Annotated in this window: 14 protein-coding genes and 1 other annotated feature; all 14 genes read right to left on the reverse strand. The window is 51.2% G+C overall.

Going from position 1 to position 17,726, the window contains the following annotated elements; translation table 11 throughout:
* Window positions 1–636 precede the first annotated feature (636 nt).
* The 14 genes from rplT to ytpR all read right to left on the reverse strand — a co-directional run bounded on the left by rplT (window position 637) and on the right by ytpR (window position 17,657).
* Window positions 637–993: a 50S ribosomal protein L20 gene (rplT, locus tag D1831_RS10300; protein WP_057706137.1), complete on the reverse strand. Its 357-nt coding sequence runs from the start codon at window positions 991–993 to the stop codon at window positions 637–639.
* A gap of 36 nt (window positions 994–1,029) precedes the next feature.
* Complete coding sequence (gene rpmI / locus D1831_RS10305) at window positions 1,030–1,224, reverse strand: 50S ribosomal protein L35 (protein WP_003638526.1); 195 nt, start codon at window positions 1,222–1,224, stop codon at window positions 1,030–1,032.
* 21 nt (window positions 1,225–1,245) lie between these two features.
* Window positions 1,246–1,746 (reverse strand): translation initiation factor IF-3, encoded by a 501-nt coding sequence (infC, locus tag D1831_RS10310; RefSeq protein ID WP_179950325.1) that lies wholly within the window; start codon window positions 1,744–1,746, stop codon window positions 1,246–1,248.
* A gap of 45 nt (window positions 1,747–1,791) precedes the next feature.
* Window positions 1,792–1,915, reverse strand: a sequence feature (ribosomal protein L20 leader region).
* 54 nt (window positions 1,916–1,969) lie between these two features.
* A complete protein-coding gene (thrS, locus tag D1831_RS10315) occupies window positions 1,970–3,934 on the reverse strand; it encodes a threonine--tRNA ligase (protein WP_125072861.1) in 1,965 nt (654 codons plus the stop codon).
* Window positions 3,935–4,370: 436 nt separating this feature from the next.
* Window positions 4,371–5,306: a primosomal protein DnaI gene (dnaI, locus tag D1831_RS10320; protein ID WP_125072862.1), complete on the reverse strand. Its 936-nt coding sequence runs from the start codon at window positions 5,304–5,306 to the stop codon at window positions 4,371–4,373.
* Between the two features lie 3 nt (window positions 5,307–5,309).
* Window positions 5,310–6,731, reverse strand: coding sequence for a replication initiation and membrane attachment family protein (locus D1831_RS10325; protein ID WP_125072863.1), 1,422 nt, complete (start codon window positions 6,729–6,731; stop codon window positions 5,310–5,312).
* 21 nt (window positions 6,732–6,752) lie between these two features.
* Window positions 6,753–7,265 (reverse strand): transcriptional regulator NrdR, encoded by a 513-nt coding sequence (gene nrdR / locus D1831_RS10330; protein ID WP_125072864.1) that lies wholly within the window; start codon window positions 7,263–7,265, stop codon window positions 6,753–6,755.
* A 41-nt stretch (window positions 7,266–7,306) separates the two neighbouring features.
* Complete coding sequence (coaE, locus tag D1831_RS10335; RefSeq protein WP_125072865.1) at window positions 7,307–7,903, reverse strand: dephospho-CoA kinase; 597 nt, start codon at window positions 7,901–7,903, stop codon at window positions 7,307–7,309.
* 9 nt (window positions 7,904–7,912) lie between these two features.
* On the reverse strand, window positions 7,913–8,737 hold the full coding sequence (gene mutM, locus D1831_RS10340; protein ID WP_125072866.1) for a bifunctional DNA-formamidopyrimidine glycosylase/DNA-(apurinic or apyrimidinic site) lyase: 825 nt from the start codon (window positions 8,735–8,737) through the stop codon (window positions 7,913–7,915).
* An 11-nt stretch (window positions 8,738–8,748) separates the two neighbouring features.
* Window positions 8,749–11,397: a DNA polymerase I gene (gene polA, locus D1831_RS10345; protein WP_125072867.1), complete on the reverse strand. Its 2,649-nt coding sequence runs from the start codon at window positions 11,395–11,397 to the stop codon at window positions 8,749–8,751.
* 236 nt (window positions 11,398–11,633) lie between these two features.
* On the reverse strand, window positions 11,634–12,350 hold the full coding sequence (locus D1831_RS10350; protein WP_125072868.1) for a Bax inhibitor-1/YccA family protein: 717 nt from the start codon (window positions 12,348–12,350) through the stop codon (window positions 11,634–11,636).
* Between the two features lie 375 nt (window positions 12,351–12,725).
* A complete protein-coding gene (gene murC, locus D1831_RS10355; protein ID WP_125072869.1) occupies window positions 12,726–14,039 on the reverse strand; it encodes a UDP-N-acetylmuramate--L-alanine ligase in 1,314 nt (437 codons plus the stop codon).
* 60 nt (window positions 14,040–14,099) lie between these two features.
* Window positions 14,100–16,985 carry a DNA translocase FtsK gene (locus D1831_RS10360; protein ID WP_125072870.1) on the reverse strand — a complete coding sequence of 962 codons (2,886 nt, stop codon included), beginning with the start codon at window positions 16,983–16,985 and terminating at the stop codon, window positions 14,100–14,102.
* A gap of 30 nt (window positions 16,986–17,015) precedes the next feature.
* Window positions 17,016–17,657, reverse strand: coding sequence for a YtpR family tRNA-binding protein (ytpR, locus tag D1831_RS10365; protein WP_125072871.1), 642 nt, complete (start codon window positions 17,655–17,657; stop codon window positions 17,016–17,018).
* Window positions 17,658–17,726 lie beyond the last annotated feature (69 nt).

Below are 17,726 nucleotides of genomic sequence, written 5' to 3' on the forward strand. Positions count from 1 at the left end.
ACCCTTTCTACAAGTTGATCTTGATCCAACTATAATTAACGGCTTTTTCGCGTTCATGGACCGACTCGACTAACGTGCCGTACCGTCCCCGGCTGAATTTTAAATACATTTCCAGTCCATGGACGGGGACAATAAATTCATAAACGTCCATTTCTTCTAAACGGTGGTGTTTAGAAGGCCCTCTAAAATAACTACTGTTCGCCAGGCTATCAACCGCATTTCTTTATAACCAGTTCATACGTTTTACCGTGAGCGCGCAAAAAATGCGTACTTTTGGCTTTTAAACGTTGTTCAAGATGACCAGTTCGAAAATCATGTTGGATCGCCGCAATTTGAATCCTAATGAGTTGCTCCTGCAGATCACTCAAAAACGTGCCACCTCTTTTGTTACTCTAGAGTAACAAAGCAATAACACAATTCCGCATTTCAAGCAATTGATTCATACCCCAATCTTCACACGCTAAAAAATCCGCCATTTAAAATGACGGATTTTTATTAACAACCAATACGCTATTTTATTCAATGATACCATTGATGAACGTTTCAATTTAACATTCATTTCTAAAAAAAGTGGCACTATCCAAGATAGCACCGCTTCATTCACTGATCCTAAACTAGGATTAGATTATTTTTTAATTAAGCAAGGGCCTTTTTAGCCGTGTCAGCTAATGCCTTGAAAGCATCAGCATCGTTAACAGCTAAGTCAGCTAACATCTTACGGTTAACGTCAACGTTGGCTAACTTCAAACCGTGCATCATCTTGCTGTAGCTTAAGTCGTTGATCCGGGCTGCCGCGTTGATCCGGGCAATCCAGAGACGACGGAAGTCAGACTTACGCTTGCGACGATCGCGGAAAGCGTATTCGTATGACTTCATTACTTGGTCCTTAGCAACCTTAAATTGGATGTGCTTAGCACCACGGTAACCTTTAGCTAATTTTAAAATGCGTTTGCGACGCTTACGTGTAACAGTTCCACCTTTAACTCGAGCCATTTTATTTCCTCCTAGATTTAACTAAAACGTTGTGAATTATTTTTGTAATAACTTGTGGTAAGTCTTAACCATTGGCTTTTCAATGATTGCAGTACCACGTAATTGGCGACGTTGTTTCTTAGTCTTACCATGGAAGCGGTGACTAGTGAAAGCGTTGGCGCTCTTAATTTTACCCTTAGCGGTTACCTTAAAACGCTTTGCAGCGGCGCGGTTTGTCTTTTGTTTTGGCATAATCAATAATCCTCCTAGAAATTACTTATCAGTTTTTGGTGCAAGTACTAAGAACATGCTCCGGCCGTCCATCTTAGGATAGGCTTCAACCGTTGAATATTCCTTCGTAGCTTCAATCATCCGGTTCAAGACTTGCCGACCAATATCCTTATGGGTAATGGCCCGGCCCTTAAAACGAATCGAAACGCGAACTTTGTCACCCTTCGACAAAAACTTTTCGGCGTGTTTCAGCTTCGTGTTAAAGTCGTTAGTGTCAATCGCTGGGCTCAAGCGGACTTCTTTAATGCTGACCACTTTTTGCTTCTTACGCGCTTCCCGTTCCTTCTTTTGTTGTTCGAAGCGATACTTCCCATAATCCATGACTTTGGCAACGGGTGGTTTCGCTTTCGGAGCAACCAATACTAGGTCTAAGCTAGCGTCTTCGGCAATCTTCATTGCTTCTTGTCGTGACTTGACACCTAATTGTTCACCATCACTGGCGATCAAACGTACTTCGCGAGCACGGATGCCGTCATTCACCATCGAATCTTTAGCTATGGTAATTCACCTCCGTAAAATTTTAAGAGAAATTCACAAAAAGAGCGGGCGCATAACACGCCCGCTCAACCCCGTTAATGGGAATCAATTCATCGTTCATCTGCCCGATAACTCTGGTTACCAAGGCGAGAAGCGGGTGCTTCTGCTTTTTTTCTCAACTCCAATACTATACCAGCATCCGGAGTTGATGTCAAATTAATCTTGACGTTTATTTGCTGGCACCACGACTGTAGTGTTTGATTTCCTGCGTGATGGCGCCGATAAACATGTCGACCCCTTCAGATTCAGTCCGTTCTTCACCGTATTTACGAACGGAAACACTACCGTTGGCCACTTCTTGATCACCGACAACTAACAAGTATGGGACCTTCTTCGTTTGTGATTCACGAATCTTGTAACCCATCTTTTCGTTGCGGTCATCGATGCTGACCCGGACACCTTCAGCGGCTAAGCGACGCCGAACCGTTTCAGCATAAGCTCCGTGGGCACCGTTGTTAACTGGGATGATCGTAACTTGCTTAGGTGCCAACCAGGTTGGGAAGGCGCCCTTGTACATTTCAGTCAGGTAAGCCACGAAGCGTTCCATGGTTGAAACTAACCCCCGGTGAATCATAACCGGACGGTGTTCTTCACCATCGGCACCAACGTACTTCAAGTCGAAGCGTTCTGGTAATAAGAAGTCTAATTGGATGGTTGATAACGTTTCTTCACCACCAAGGGCCGTCTTCGTTTGCACGTCCAACTTAGGACCGTAGAAAGCGGCTTCCCCTTCAGCTTCGAAGTAATCCAAGCCCATGTCATCCATGGCGGACTTCAACATCTTTTGGCTCCGTTCCCACATTGCGTCGTCATCGAAGTACTTTTCCTTGTTGGCTGGGTCGCGGTAGCTTAACCGGAACCGGTAGTCGGAAATATCGAAGTCTTCGTAAACTTCAACCATCAAGCTCAGGATCTTCTTGAATTCTTCCTCGATCTGGTCCAACGCCACGAAGGTGTGCCCGTCGTTCAAGGTCATTTCACGAACCCGTGATAACCCGGTCAACGCACCTGATTTTTCGTAACGGTGCATCATCCCAAGTTCGGCGATCCGGAGTGGTAATTCCCGGTACGAACGGATGTGGTGGTTGTAAATTTGGATGTGTGAAGGGCAGTTCATTGGCCGTAATTCCAACTGTTCGCCGTCACCCATGTCCATTGGTGGGAACATATCCTCACGGTAGTGGTCCCAGTGACCGGACTGCTTGTAAACGTCCAAGTTGGCTAAAACTGGGGTGTAAACGTGTTGGTAACCGTTGGCAACTTCCTTATCAATGATGTAACGTTCGATTTGACGACGGATCGTCGCACCGTTTGGCATCCAGTAAGGTAAACCGTTCCCGACTTTCGGGTCAACGAAGAACAAGTCTAGTTCGTTCCCGATTACCCGGTGATCCCGTTCACGAGCTTCTTGACGCCGCTTTAAGTCGGCATCCAAGTCCTTTTGCTTTAAGAAGGCCGTCCCGTAGATCCGTTGGAGCATCGGGTTACTGGACTTGCCTTGCCAGTAGGCGCCGGCAACGGACAAGAGCTTGAAGATTTTTACTTTACCGGTGGAAGCAAGTTGGGCCCCGTCGGATAAGTCCACGAAGTCGCCCTGCTTGTAAACGACCACTTGGCCGTCGTTAGCCGCCGCGCGTTCGTTAACGAGGTCCTTTTGGTAAGGATCGTCGCCAACTAAGGCTAAGGCGTCGGCTTTGGATAACACTTCGCGGCTGATTGGTAAGTTTTGCTTAACGATTTCGGCCATCTTTAAACTAATGGCTTCAAGGTCGTCCTTACTAATCTGTTTACCGTCTTCTTCGGGATTATCGGTGTCAAAGAAGAAACCATCGGCGTTGCCTTCACCACTCCCAAAGTGAATGTTTGGGAAAAGTTGTTTGATGGCGTTCGCTAACACCTGCGCAGCGGTTTGACGTAAAACGTTCAAGCCGTCTTCGCTATCACCAGCGATAATTTCGATTGATCCGTCAGTGGTTAAAGGTTGACGATAATCGACGATCTGGTCGTTGAACTTACCTGCAACTGACCGTTTAGCCAATGAAATACTAATTGACTTTGCAATATCTTCCGTCGTTACGCCGGCATCAAATTGCTTTTCAGCACCATCTGGGAACTTAACATTAATACTTGCCATAAATTTGACACTCTCCTTAAAAATTTACCCACTCACCAAAACACCGCGCCGGGACGACAAAAAAGTCCCTAATACCAGACTTAACTAGTATTAGGGACGTGATTGACGTGGTTCCACCCGATTTTTCGGCCCGTTCAACGGACCGACTCATTAGCGCTAATAACGGACGCGTTCCGGCTCAATTGAGCATTAACACAAAAGTGGTATCTCCCAAAACTTGGTCCGCAGCTTCCAGAACTAGGCCGCGGTCTCTGTAATCACAAGTAAACGGAGCATGTCTTTTGTTTCTGTTTTCATTAAACCACTTCTAACCAAAAAGTCAACCGCCATTTGGGTGAAAAACCATGAGAATTAGTTTTAACCGTCTAATGCATTTAGCCACTTAAAAACGGCGTCACGCGTTAAACCGTGTTTCGCCGCCATAGTTTACTTTTAATTATTGTTCCGGATTTAGTCGCCGGTTACGTCCAACCATTTCGATCTCGGTAGCCAGAAAACGGACCCGTTGCATGATCCGTTGGGCCTTGATTGGTTCTTCGTCACCCTTTTGCGAGATGGTTAAGTAACCGTCCTGTAATTCCTGCATCGAAAAGTTCGACGAAAAACAGGTCGGCAGTTCTTCTTGCATCCGGTATTCCAAAATCACCCCGAGCACGTCGTCCCGGATCCAAGTTGACGACGCGTCGGCCCCGATGTCGTCGATCATTAAAATCGGCGCGCGTTTGATGGCGTCGACCTTGTCCGCCGACGTGTTATTGCTAATGGAGCGTTTCATTTCCACCGCAAAACTCGGGAAGTGGATCAAAGTCGTTTGAAAGCCCTTGGCGGCTAACGCGTTAGCCATTGCACCCAACAGGTAGGTCTTGCCCACCCCGAACGAGCCGTACAAGTACAACCCGCGGTGAAAACGTTTGGGCGCCTGGGTGTAAGCGTCAATAAAGTCTAACGCCGACATCAAGGCCGCCGCGCGGTCGCCGTCCTGGTCGTACGATTTTAAATCGGCCGTCTGGATGTTTTTCGGCATGCTGATTGACCGGACCCGCTGCTGGAGCTCCCGGGCCGCTTGTTCTTCCTGGAGTTGCGGCGTCGGCTGGTACGCGATGTCGATCAGATGATTGCTCATCACCAGTTCGGGTTGGTACCCCGGTGCCTGGGTCGGTTCGTGCCGGGCAATTTTACGCTTCTCTTCGCAAAATTCGTAGAGTTTAGCCGCCGAACGCTCCAAGGCGTCCTTGGACAATTCCGATTGGTGAGCGGCTAAAAATTGACGAACGTCCGTATCTTGATAGACCGCGTCCATCAAGGCTTCGTAACGGTGGTTCAGATTGCGCCGGTTCATCAGCGTTTTTAACGTGTCTGAAACATTCTCCATTTTTTAGTCCTCCTTCTTGGAATTGGTGTCGAGCTTGGCGACCCGCTCCGCCAACTGCTTGCGTTGGGCCTCGGTTAACTGGTTCGCCCCGCTGTTTGCCTTGGCGTTGGCACTGCCGGTCGCCTGTTTTTGCGCCCACTTCGGTACGATCTCTTTGCGGACCGGGCGGCCGTTATTATTGCGCCGGCGTGCCCGGGCCGGTTGCTTCGGCTGCTGGCGGGTCTTGATATAGGTCAGGGCTGCTTCCGGTGTCGTAATGGCGTGCTGTTGCCAGTCGTTGGCGACCGTCTCCAACAAATTGCGGTTCAGCGCCGCTAGTTCCCGGTTTTGCAGCAAATAAAAGACCAGCATGTTGATCACCGGGTTCGGTAAAACGCCCCGGCCCACTAAATCGTGGATCAGGCGGTTTTCACCGGCCGTGACGAAGCCGTGCTTTTCCTGCTTTAAATCGGCTAAAAAGTCGTACGGCGTCGCGGTCTTCGCGTAGTTCACCAGCTGCTGTTCGGCCGCCGTTAAGTTGCCGGTCGGTTTTGTCGCAGTCACGTTAGCGGCCGCCTTTGTCGCATCAGCCGGTGGTTCACTGGCCGCTGGGGCGCTGGGCCGTTCATAGCGCCGCGCGATCACTAGTTTCAGCTGGCTTTCATCAAACTGACCGGTGGTTAAACTCGCCACTTCACTAATGAGCTTCGCCATTTCAATTTCGTTGAGCCCGTAGACCCGGCTTTCGGTGATGATCAGTTGGCGCGAACCCGCGACCTGTTTTAAGTCCACGTAATTCTGTTTTAAGATCTGACCAAGCAGTTGCCAGTCAAAACCGTCGTCACTGACTGCCGAACCGGTGGCTTCCACCGGCTCGTTGGCCGCTAACTGGGCGCGCACCTTCTGGACGGGCAGCGGGGACTGGGTCACCTTCTGACTGTCAATGTGGAAAACGTCCAGCACGTTAGCGGTCACGTTTTGCGCCTTCGAAAGGTCAATACTGACGGGCGCGAAGTCGTCGGCGAGCTGCTGGTAGCGCAATTCTCCGACCGTGTCTAGTAGTAACACACTTAACAGGTCGTCGGCAAAAAACGGCAACGCCGCCAGCGGGGCCTGTAACTGGTATACGTACACGGCGCCCAGTTCGTCCTCCTGAAAATAACTTTGTAACAGCCCGGTCGCCTCCAACTTTTTACGGGCCGCTAACACGGTCGGCAAGTCGGTCCCCAAAATTCCGAGAAGTTCGGCGTGGCTGCGGCGGTTACTCAGTTCATTTTCCGGACTTTGCAAGGAACGCAACGCCGCGTACAAGCTGTAGGCTAACGGCCCGATCAGCGGTAAATACAGTTCCGCCAATACGGCCTGTTGAGCGGCGCTTAAAGCCGGCGCGGTCGGGACCACTAATCCCGTTTTGGGCGTTAACTGTGGTTCGTTATTCGTTTGCATTGCCTGCACCATTCTTTATCTTTAATCTTTTTTCGGTTTCGGGGCGTGACCGGTCTTGGACTGCTTCGCCAGTTTGACCTTGTCACGTTCCATCATGTCCTGGAGTTCATCCAAGAAAACGTGCATATCTTTAAATTGCCGGTAAACGCTGGCAAAACGGATGTAGGAGATTTCATCGATATCCGCCAATTTTTCCATGACGTATTCCCCGATCACCTGACTGGAAATTTCATTTTCACCCAGTGAGCGGACTTTGTTTTCAACGTCATCAACGACCCCGGTCATGGTTTCCATGCTAACGGGCCGTTTTTCAGCGGAACGAATAATCCCGCGTAAAATTTTCTCGCGGTTAAATTCTTCCCGGGCGCCATTCTTTTTGATCACTAATAACGGCGTGGCTTCGACCCGTTCAAAGGTCGTGAACCGAAAACCGCAGTTTTCACATTCACGCCGGCGCCGGATCACGCGACCGTCATCGGTCGGTCGGCTGTCAACGACGCGCGAGCCGTTATGATGGCAGTGTGGACATTGCATAGACTTCTCACCTCATTTTGCTAGTAACGATAAGTTTTTGTTTAAGAATTAATCATTTTCAGCCATTTTAACACGGCCGTTCGCGTTTGTTCAACGTTTTCTCCGTTGTTGATGACCACGTCTGCCCGCCGAACCTTCGTGCTTAACGGCAGTTGGCTGTCCATCCGGGCCTGCGCGTCCGCCTGGTTTAAGTGGTTCCGGGCCATCAACCGTTTGCGGATCACCGCTTCCGGGGCCGTCACGACTACGACTTGGTCACAAATATGTTGCCAGCCGCTTTCAAATAACAACGGGACGTCTAGGATCACCGCGGCCGGGTGGCTTTGCCCCGCGGCCACGATGGCTTTTAGCATGGCGTACTGGATCGGCAAGCTGGTGATCGCCGTTAGTTCGGCTAGGGCTTGGGGGTCGTCAAAGACCCGTTTGCCCAGCCACGGCCGGTTCAAACTGCCGTCCGCCAGTAACGTTTGTGGACCGAAGTGGGCCGCGATTTTCGCCGTGGTCGGTTGGTGGGGGCCCTCAACTTGCCAAGCAATCTTGTCCGCGTCGACGATTGGAAGTCCGGCTTCCGCCAGCATCCCGGCCACCGTGGACTTGCCGCTGGCGATCCCGCCAGTTAAGCCAATAATTTGCGTCATAAGTGTCACCTACAGTTGTTGCTCGTGCGGGCAGAAATGGGTCCCGCGCTGAGCAACCTTGATTTTTTCAATAAGCGTTCCGCACCGTTCACAGGGTTCACCTTCACGTCCGTAAACATGCAGGTGATTTTGGAACTGCCCGGCTTCGCCAAACGCCGTCGAAAACGAGTGGACGGTCGTCCCGTGACCCTTAATGGCCATCGCCATTTCGTCGATGATGTTTTGTCGTAAGGCGCTGATTTCGTTTTCGGTTAGCGAATTGGCCGGCCGCATCGGGTGAATCTTACTCATCCAGAGGGTCTCGTCGGCGTAAATGTTCCCAATCCCGGCAATCTTGCTCTGATCAAGCAGGAGCGGTTTGATCATCTTTTTAGACTTGCCAAAGGTGTCTTCCAGGTAGGCCAGCGTCAACTGATCCGCGACCGGTTCCGGCCCCATCTTTTTCAACCCGCCGACCGTGTTTTCTTCGCCGGTCGGAACTAGTGTCATCCGGCCAAACTTACGGGTGTCGTTATAAAGTAAGTCGCGGTCGTCGGTCAAATGGAAAACCACGTGGGTGTGCTTGGTTTGATCCTCGCCGCGCGGCACCACGTTGTACTTGCCTTCCATCCGCAGGTGCGACACCATCGTGAGGCCGTTAGTAAACCGGAATAACAAGTACTTGCCGCGCCGGTCGATTTTTTCAATCGTCTGACCCTTTAGACGGGCTTCAAAGCTTTCGACGTCGTTATTAATAATTTTCGGCCAAAATACTTCAATGCTGGCGACCGTCGCGCCCTTAACGAGGCGGTTCAACCCGCGGCGGACCGTTTCAACTTCTGGTAATTCAGGCATGTTGATTCCCCCTATTTTGCATCGTACCACGTATCGCCAAAGTGACTTTCCACTTTCAGCGGCACGTCTAACTTGACGGCGGAATCCATCACGCTCGGTACTAACTTTTCAAGCACCGGAATTTCTTCCTTCGGTGCTTCAAAGATCAATTCGTCGTGGACTTGCAGCAGCATCGTGGCCTTGAGCCCCTCCGCCTTCAAACGGTCCTGCATTTTGATCATCGCAATTTTAATGATGTCGGCGGCACTCCCCTGAATTGGGGTGTTCATCGCGGTCCGTTCGGCAAACGAACGCTGGTTAAAGCTCTTCGAGTGGATATCCGGCAAGTAGCGACGGCGGTGCGAAATGGTCTCCACGTAACCCTGTTCGTGAGCCGTTTTAACAATGTTCTCCATGTAGGCCTTCACGCCCGGGTATTCCCGGAAGTACGAGTCGATAAAACTCTTGGCCTGTTTACGGGTAATGCCAATGTTTTGGGACAACCCGTAGTCACTGATCCCGTAGACGATCCCGAAGTTAACGGCCTTGGCTTGCCGGCGAATGTTCGGGGTCACGTCTTCCGGTGACTTTAAGTTAAAGATGCGCATCGCGGTGGCGGCGTGAATGTCGTCACCCTCCTTAAAGGCTTCCTGCATGTTGGCGTCGCCGGTAATGTGGGCGAGCACCCGCAGTTCAATTTGCGAATAGTCGGACGAGAAAATCTGCCAGCCGTCGTGACTCGGAATGAAGGCCTTGCGAATCTTACGCCCCTCTTCTAAGCGGACCGGAATGTTTTGTAAATTCGGGTCAACTGATGAGAGTCGTCCGGTCTGGGTCAACGTTTGGAGGTACCGGGTGTGCACCTTTTGATCCGACGAATGGATTGCGTCGAGCAACCCGACCACGTAGGTGGAGTTGATCTTTGAAATCTGCCGGTATTGCAAAATATTGGCCACGATTGGGGCTTCCGGCGCCAACTTTTCCAACACGTCGACGGCCGTTGAGTAGCCGGTTTTGGTCTTTTTAATGACCGGTAACTTCATTTCTTCAAACAAAATGTGGCCCAACTGCTTGGGGGAGTTGATGTTAAACTCTTCGCCGGCTTCCTGGTAAATCGTTTGTTCAATTTCGCTTAAACGTTCCTTGAACTGACTGCCCATCGCCTTTAACGTGCCGCTGTCTACGGTGATGCCGGCCATTTCCATTTGGGCCAGCACGATTGCCATCGGCTTTTCAATGTCGTCGTAGAGCGGTGCCTGTTCGTTTGCCGTTAACTTTTTCAACAACTCCGGCTTTAAAGCCGCAATTGCCGCGAGCTTGCGGGCCAGGTGGCTAAAGAACACCTGGTCGTCATCCGGAATCGCACGTTTAACGCCCTTGCCGTAGACGACTTCGTCACTCGGCAAATCGCTGTAACCGTGTTGTTCGGCTAAACTGCCGAGGTCGTTACTGTTATCGTTGGTGTCCAACAAGTAGGAGACCAGTAGCAGGTCAAAGTCGACCGTGCCGAGTTGAATGCCCAAGCGGTTCAGCCCGACCATCGTGCGTTTCATGTCAAAAACGTCCTTTGTGATACTGGTACTGCTTAACAGGTCGCTAACGGCCGGTTTCATGAGTAATTCGACGTCACGACTGATGAACCACTTGCCGTCCGCGCCAATCGCAAAGCCGGCAAAGGCCGAGGTGTGGTAGTTCGGTGTCGGCATTTCGAGGTAGAAGTCGACGTGGTCGCTAAACTGGGCCAGTTCATCCAGGTTAGCGCTGGTTAAAACGGTAAATTCGATGGGCTTTTCCGGTTCGTCCGACTGCACGTGTAACTTTTTCAAAAACGACTGAAAGTCCATCTCAGTGTAAAATTCGGCTAGCTTGTCCACGTCCGGACCGGCGTAGGCTAAATCAGCCAAGCCGACCGTGATTGGCGCGTCGCGTTTGATGGTTGCTAAAACCTTCGCGCGGGTTGCTAAGTCGTGGTCTTCAATCAGGTGTTCTTTCATCTTGCTCTTTTTCATGGCGTCCACGTTTTCGTAGACCCCTTCAATTGAGCCATATTCCTTTAATAGTTTTAAGGCGGTCTTTTCACCGACCTTGGTGACCCCCGGATAGTTATCGGAAGTATCACCAGTCAGCCCCTTCATATCAATGATTTGCTTGGGCGTGATGCCTAATTTTTCCTGGACGTGTTCCGGGGTGTAGCGTTCCACTTCGGAAACTCCCTTGACGGTCACGGCGACCGTCGTGTGGTCCGTCGTCAGTTGGGTCAAATCACGGTCCCCGGTCACCACCGTCGTCGTGTAACCGGCGGCGTCCGCCTGACCGGCCAGGGTCCCGATAATGTCATCGGCTTCAAAGTCTTTTAATTCGTAATGTTGAATCCCGTACGCGTCTAGTAATTGCTTAATGTACGGCATTTGTTCGGAAAATTCACCCGGGGTCTTGGCCCGACCGCCCTTGTAGTCGTCGAACATTTTCGTCCGAAACGTCGTTTTACCGGCGTCAAACGCGACGAGCATGTCGGTCGGCTCAACGGCTTTGATCATGTGGTCCAGCATGGTGTTGAACCCGTAGATGGCGTTAGTGTGCAAGCCGTCCGCGTTAGTAAAGCGTTCCAGTTGGTTGTGTAACGCAAAGAACGCCCGGAAAGCCACGCTGTTACCGTCGATCAGTAATAATTTTTTTGCCATGTTTAGTTTGCTCCCCGTTTTAATAGATTCTGTCCTAATTGGTAAATTGGTTCGCTGCTGTTAAAACTACGCTAACGTTGCCCGTAAAGCTGAGCAGAATTAGCCATAGTACCTACTTAATTGTACCAAACTATTCCCTAAAACGGGAGTTCGGTAACCGGAAAATCCGGCGTTTTTACCGCGTTAAAAAAGGATTACGACGCGGTGGTCGTAATCCTTAAAAGTTATTTTAATTATTAGTCGCGGCTTGAACCAGCGAAAATTTGGACGAAGTATAAGAACAAGTTAACGAAGTCCAAGTACAGTTGTAAGGCCCCGGTAACGGCTAACCCGGTTGAAGAAACCTGATCACCGTATTGGAGGTACATCTTACGCATGTTGTTGCTGTCCCACATCGACAACCCGGCGAAGATCAACACCCCAATGTAAGAAAAGATGTAACTGATCATCGCGCTTTGGAGGAACATGTTAACGATCGAAGCGACTAACAACCCAATCAAGGCGGCAAACAAGTGCGTGCCTAATTTGGAAATGTCGCGCTTGGTCGTGTTCCCAATCACGGCCATCGTCCCGAAGACCGCGGTAGCGGCTACGAAGGCACCGGCAATCGTGGCACCGGTGTATAAGCTCAACGTGACGGACATTTCAACCCCAAAGACGACCGCAAACGTCATCAGCAAGGTAAAACTCAGCGCGGGATTGCGGGTCGCGTTGCGTTGGATTCCACCGATCATTACAAACATTGAAACGATGAAGATCAGCAAGAACCAGAACGGGTGGCTGGCAAACATGCCGTTAATGGCGGTGGCAAACACCGTCATTGATAAGTAAGCGGTAATGGCGGAAACCAAAACGGCGAGCGACATAAACCCGTACATTTTGGATAAGAAACTCCGCAGCCCAATTTGGGTATTGATGGTCCGTGGTTGCGGATCATTTTGGAAATTATTCATAGATTATCCCTCTTTCACCTAAAATTTAACTAGTTAACACAAACCCGAGTTGCGGGTCTAACTGAAATTTTAAAAGCGTTACTACCGCCAGGCGTTAGTAACCACCCTCACGCTAGTTTATCAATCAAAGACACTCGACTAGCCATCACAATCAGACACCTCAACTTTCTTGACACCTAGTGTATCAGATTAGTCAGGGAAGGTAAAACAGTTTGTACTTGAGAATTAGATAAGAATTTCTTATATTTGGCAAGCCTTCCGCGCGTTCAGAACTCCGACGCTAAATGTAAAGGTCAAACTTTAACTAACCTTTTCTTTTATTTTAAAAAAGTACGCGCAACTTGAGTGGTTACGCGTACTTAATCATTAGAAGCACTATTTCATATCGTCTTCGTAAATCTTTTCGTATTTCTGAATGTCACCGGCACCCATGAAAACGACCACGGCGTCGTGGTAAGCTTCCAGTGCCTGCATGTCGTCAGTGGTGATGATTTCGCCACCGTTTGGCAACTTAGCCGCTAAGTCCTTGGACGAAACGTCGCCGGACTTTTCACGGGCGGAACTGAAGATGTTGGTCAAGAAAACGTGGTCCGCCATGCTTAAGCTCTTGGCAAAACCGTCCATTAAGGCCTTGGTCCGTGAATAGGTGTGGGGCTGGAAGACGGCCAAAATTTCCTTGTCCGGGTACTTCTGTCGGGCGGCGTCTAAGGTCGCCTTGATTTCAGACGGGTGGTGCGCGTAGTCGTCAATCAGCATCATGCCGTGACCGACCTGGTGTTCAGAGAAGCGCCGTTTAACCCCGCTAAAGTTCAGGAGTTCCCGGCGAATTTCGTCCAAATTGACCTTTTCAAAGTAGGCCACCGCGATAACGGCGGTACTGTTCAAGACGTTGTGTTCCCCAAACAACGGAATTTCAAATTCACCTAAGGATTCGTCGTGGTACTTCACTTCAAAGGATGAACCCTTGGTCGTCCGCTTGATGTTAACGGCTTGGAAATCGTCGCGATCCTTGGTCCCGTAGTAGTAGATCGGCGTCTTAACGTCTAAGTGGCGTAAGCTTTCGTCGTCGCCCCAGGCAAAGATGCCCTTCTTCACTTGGCTCCCAAACTGTTCAAAGGCCGATTGAACGTCGGCTAAGTCCTTGTAGTAGTCCGGGTGATCAAAGTCAACGTTGGTCATGATGGCGTAGTCCGGGTGGTAAGCAACGAAGTGCCGCCGGTATTCGTCGGCTTCAAAAACGAAGAAGCGGGCGTCCGGCGTCCCCTTCCCGGTCCCGTCACCAATCAAGTAACTGGTGGGGGCAATGTGGCTCAAAACGTGGGATAATAAGCCGGTCGTCGACGTTTTTCCGTGGGTTCCGGCCACGCCGATACTGGTGTAGCCTTCCATCAATTTACCCAAGAATTCGTGGTAACGGTAAACGGGCAACCCCATTTCACGCGCCTTTTTAATTTCAGGGTGGTCATCCGTAAAGGAGTTCCCGGCAATCACCGTTAAGCCCGCGTGAATGTTGTCGGCGGAAAATGGCAACATTTTAATGCCAGCGGCGGCTAAGCCCTTCTGCGTAAACGTGTACTGTTCAATATCGGAACCTTCCACTTGGAAGCCCTTGTCATGCAAAATTAAGGCCAAGGAGCTCATCCCGGAACCCTTGATCCCAACAAAATAATAAACCGTTGCTTTATCCATTGTCTAATAATCTCCCATGTTCGCAATTCATCAGTTAAGCGGTGAATCGGTCGTTATTTATTATGAATTGGCTTGTAACTTGGTTAAATCATCCGCGGTGAAATAAACGTCGCGCGGCTTGGAACCCTTCGCGGCGGAAACGTAGCCGCGACTCTCGAGGTCGTCCACCATATTGGCCGCCCGGTTATAGCCGATTGAGAAGTTGCGTTGCACCTTCGACGTGGACGTGGTGTCCTCGTCGGCAATGTACGCTAAAACTTCGGGCATTAACTCGTCCTCGTTTTTAGCCGCTTCTTCGTGCTTCAACAGGCTATCCGGTTGGAACTCGTAGTGCGGCGCAGCCTGGTCGCGCACAAACTGGGTAATGTCGTCAATCTCGCGGTCCACGAAGGTCCCTTGCAAGCGCATCGGGTTACTTTGACCGTTGCCTAAGTACAGCATATCACCTCGGCCTAATAATTGCTCCGCTCCGCTCGTATCTAGGACGGTTCGTGAGTCCACTTGACTTGACGTCATGAACGCGATCCGGGTCGGAATGTTGTTCTTGATCACCCCGGTTACGACGTCAACACTTGGCCGTTGGGTCGCAACCAGCAAGTGAATCCCGGCCGCCCGGGCTTTCGCCGTGATGCGGGCAATGTAGTCTTGGAATTCACTCGACGCCACCATCATCAAGTCGGCTAATTCGTCGATCACGATGACGATGTACGGCATTTTCAGTCCCGGTTCGTGATGTTCTTCCGCTAAACGGTTGAACTGTTCAATGTTGCGGGCGCCACCAGCGGCTAACCGGTCGTAGCGGTTGTCCATTTCATCCACGGCCCACTTCAAAGCGGCCGAAGCGGCCTTCGGATCGGAGATCACCGGTGCCAGCAGGTATGGAATCTTATTATACGGTGCCAGTTCCACGGCCTTCGGGTCAATCAACAACAGTTTGACCTGTTGCGGGTTCGCCCGGTATAACAGTGAAACCAGGATACTGTTAATGAAGACCGACTTCCCGGAACCGGTCGACCCGGCAATCAGGCCGTGCGGCATCTTCCGCAGATCGGTCACTTGCGGCTGACCAAACAAATCGACCCCTAACGCCACCGTTAACGGTGATTTACTTTCTTTAAACGGTTTGGAATTTAACACTTCCGATAACATGACCGGCCGGGATTTTTTATTCGGAATTTCAATTCCGACCGTGTTCCGTCCCGGAATCGGCGCTTCAATCCGGAGCTGTTTGGCCTCGAGCGCCATTTTAATGTCGTCTTCCAGGTTGGTAATTTTGCTGACCTTGATCCCCCGTGCCAGTTTAACCTGGAACTGGGTAATCGTCGGACCGACCGTCCAGTCGACCACGTTGGCGTTGATCTTAAACGCGCTCAGGGTCTCTTCTAAGGCGGTCGCCTTTTGTTCGATCCAGTCGTCCATTTCGGACTCGTCCAAAATAACCGGTGGTTTTAACAAACTTAACGGTGGGAAGTGGTACGCCGCCAGTTCTTTATCGGCTAAGACCGGCGCGGCGGATTCACCACTATGCACGGCCGAAGTCGGGGCCGTCACACTCGCCGAAGCTGGCGCACTTTGGGCTGCCGAACTCGTTGGTCCCGCTTGGCTAGCCGTTGAAATCGGCGTGCGAACTGGCGCAGTCGAATCCTGAGCGGCCTGACTAGTGGTCTGTGGCCGCATCCCGACTGGCTGGTAAGGTTCATCATCATCATTAACGGGCGTGGTTGGCGCTTGCGAAGCCGCCGTCGATTCCGCGGCCGGTGCGGTCGTGGTGGCCGCACCGGTTGTCGGCGTTGCCTCTATGGACGTCTTTGAATCAGCTTCGGACGACGCACTGGCCCCCTCCCCCGCCGCAACGGGTTTATCCTTAAATGGCGCCAAGTCCGATTGAGCGTCGTGTTCGGCGGACATAATAGCCCCTAATGACAACCCTAAGCCGTGACTTGGCCGAACCGCGGATTCAGCGGCGCTGAGTTCCGCCGTTGCCGCACTCGTGACTGGTTCAGGTTCGGTCGCACTAATCGGGTGCGTCGGTTCAAAGACCACCGTCGGGCCAGCTGGTTCCCGGTCCATAACGGGCTGGGTCGGTTCGAACACCTCGGTCGGCGCGCTGGACGTCACCGTCGCCACCTCACTTTTGGCAGCGGTAACGGCCTTGGCGGGTTCAAAGACCACCGTTGGTAAGGCGGCGCTCGTCACCGTGACGGCCCGCGGCGCACTGCTTTCCGCTTGGGCAGATTGGGCGGCAACGTGTGGTTCAAACACTTCGGTTGGCGCGCTCGCGGGCGCGGCCGAAATTGGCGCCGTTGGTTTGATCAGTACCGTGGGACCACTGTCGGGGGCCGCCACCGTACTTGCCGCCGATGCTGCTTGTGATTGGGGTTCAAATACTTCGGTCGGCTGGTCACTAAAGCCCGCCGCGTGCGGCTCGAACACTTCGGTCGGCGCGCTACTCGTCGGTTCAATCACCGGTGCCGTCGACGTTGCGGGTACCGGCCGTTGTAAGTCAACGGTTGGTAACTCGGCACTCGTCGCGTCCGCAAACAGTAGAAACGAATCCGCCGATTTATGCAGACTCGCTTCGATCTCAAGGTAATTTTTATCATCTTTTTGGCGAATAATCCCCCCGTCCGTTAACGCGGCGGACAGTTGGGACGGCACCTTTGACGGGTGAAACGCGCCGTGGGTCCCCCCACTAAACGGAGCGTTACTCGTAGGTGCCGACTTGGCTGACTGGTTTGCTGCGGGTTTGGCTGCCCGCGAACGGACCGGGGGCGTCGGTTTTACGGTCGCCCGTTTAGCCGGATGGACCGGCGTGGCGGGACGATTCGTACTGGTACTAGCAGAAGACGCTGCAGGAGTTGATTGACTGGCCGCCGCTGACGTATTCACTTGTGGGGTTGTTAAACGATATTTCCGGAAAAAAGCCGGGCCATCATAATGGTTCATTTTCAATCATCCTATTTTATAAAAATTCCGTTAGTCGGTAAATAACGTTTGGGCCCGTTTGAAATCAAAGGCCGCCCCGACTGGTTGGTAGTCGGCGGGCAAAATCAAGGCCCCGGGCCGTTGGGGAGCGTTTGGTAATTGTAATTCACGCCCCGAAACGATCATCCCGTCACTTTCGACGCCCCGTAATTCACCGGGCCAAATGATTAAACCGTCGGGCATCATCGCGCCCACTTTGGCGACGACCACTAAGATGTCGGCCTGCATGTTCGGTGATCCACTCACGATTTGGAGCGGTTTGTCGGCGCCGACCTGGGTCTTCGTCACTTGTAAGTGGTCGGACTTCGGGTGGGCTTCGGCGGATTCAACGTAGCCGACCACGAACTTCGGGTCGGTGTCTAATTCTAATTCGGGATCAAAGTCGTTTGCTTTTAATAAATTATTTAATTGATCAACTTGTTCCGCCGTTAAGTGGACCTGACCATTAACGTCTAATTGACCTAACGTTTTGGAAACATCAAAGAAATTGTACCCAAGGGTTTGATTCGTTTTTTCGTCACTAATCCGGGTGACGGTCGCGTGCGTTTCAACTTTCTGACTCGCCGTGTCTGGGCGTAAAATCGCGATTAAAGTATCGCCTAATTCGGTTGGATTATAACTTGTAATTAACATAGGAAACCCCTTTACTCTCATTTTAAGCATTCAATATTTCATTATAGCGTATTTTGCAAAATCTTACTG

Source organism: Lactiplantibacillus garii (assembly GCF_003885105.1).
Lineage (GTDB): Bacteria > Bacillota > Bacilli > Lactobacillales > Lactobacillaceae > Lactiplantibacillus > Lactiplantibacillus garii.

Excerpts from the sequence above, each read along its gene's own strand:
- rplT (WP_057706137.1), bottom strand. The coding sequence starts at position 993 with ATGGCTCGAGTTAAAGGTGGAACTGTTACACGTAAGCGTCGCAAACGC.
- rpmI (WP_003638526.1), bottom strand. The coding sequence starts at position 1,224 with ATGCCAAAACAAAAGACAAACCGCGCCGCTGCAAAGCGTTTTAAGGTA.
- infC (WP_179950325.1), bottom strand. The coding sequence starts at position 1,746 with ATGGTGAATGACGGCATCCGTGCTCGCGAAGTACGTTTGATCGCCAGT.
- thrS (WP_125072861.1), bottom strand. The coding sequence starts at position 3,934 with ATGGCAAGTATTAATGTTAAGTTCCCAGATGGTGCTGAAAAGCAATTT.
- dnaI (WP_125072862.1), bottom strand. The coding sequence starts at position 5,306 with ATGGAGAATGTTTCAGACACGTTAAAAACGCTGATGAACCGGCGCAAT.
- D1831_RS10325 (WP_125072863.1), bottom strand. The coding sequence starts at position 6,731 with ATGCAAACGAATAACGAACCACAGTTAACGCCCAAAACGGGATTAGTG.
- nrdR (WP_125072864.1), bottom strand. The coding sequence starts at position 7,265 with ATGCAATGTCCACACTGCCATCATAACGGCTCGCGCGTCGTTGACAGC.
- coaE (WP_125072865.1), bottom strand. The coding sequence starts at position 7,903 with ATGACGCAAATTATTGGCTTAACTGGCGGGATCGCCAGCGGCAAGTCC.
- mutM (WP_125072866.1), bottom strand. The coding sequence starts at position 8,737 with ATGCCTGAATTACCAGAAGTTGAAACGGTCCGCCGCGGGTTGAACCGC.
- polA (WP_125072867.1), bottom strand. The coding sequence starts at position 11,397 with ATGGCAAAAAAATTATTACTGATCGACGGTAACAGCGTGGCTTTCCGG.
- D1831_RS10350 (WP_125072868.1), bottom strand. The coding sequence starts at position 12,350 with ATGAATAATTTCCAAAATGATCCGCAACCACGGACCATCAATACCCAA.
- murC (WP_125072869.1), bottom strand. The coding sequence starts at position 14,039 with ATGGATAAAGCAACGGTTTATTATTTTGTTGGGATCAAGGGTTCCGGG.
- D1831_RS10360 (WP_125072870.1), bottom strand. The coding sequence starts at position 16,985 with ATGAACCATTATGATGGCCCGGCTTTTTTCCGGAAATATCGTTTAACA.
- ytpR (WP_125072871.1), bottom strand. The coding sequence starts at position 17,657 with ATGTTAATTACAAGTTATAATCCAACCGAATTAGGCGATACTTTAATC.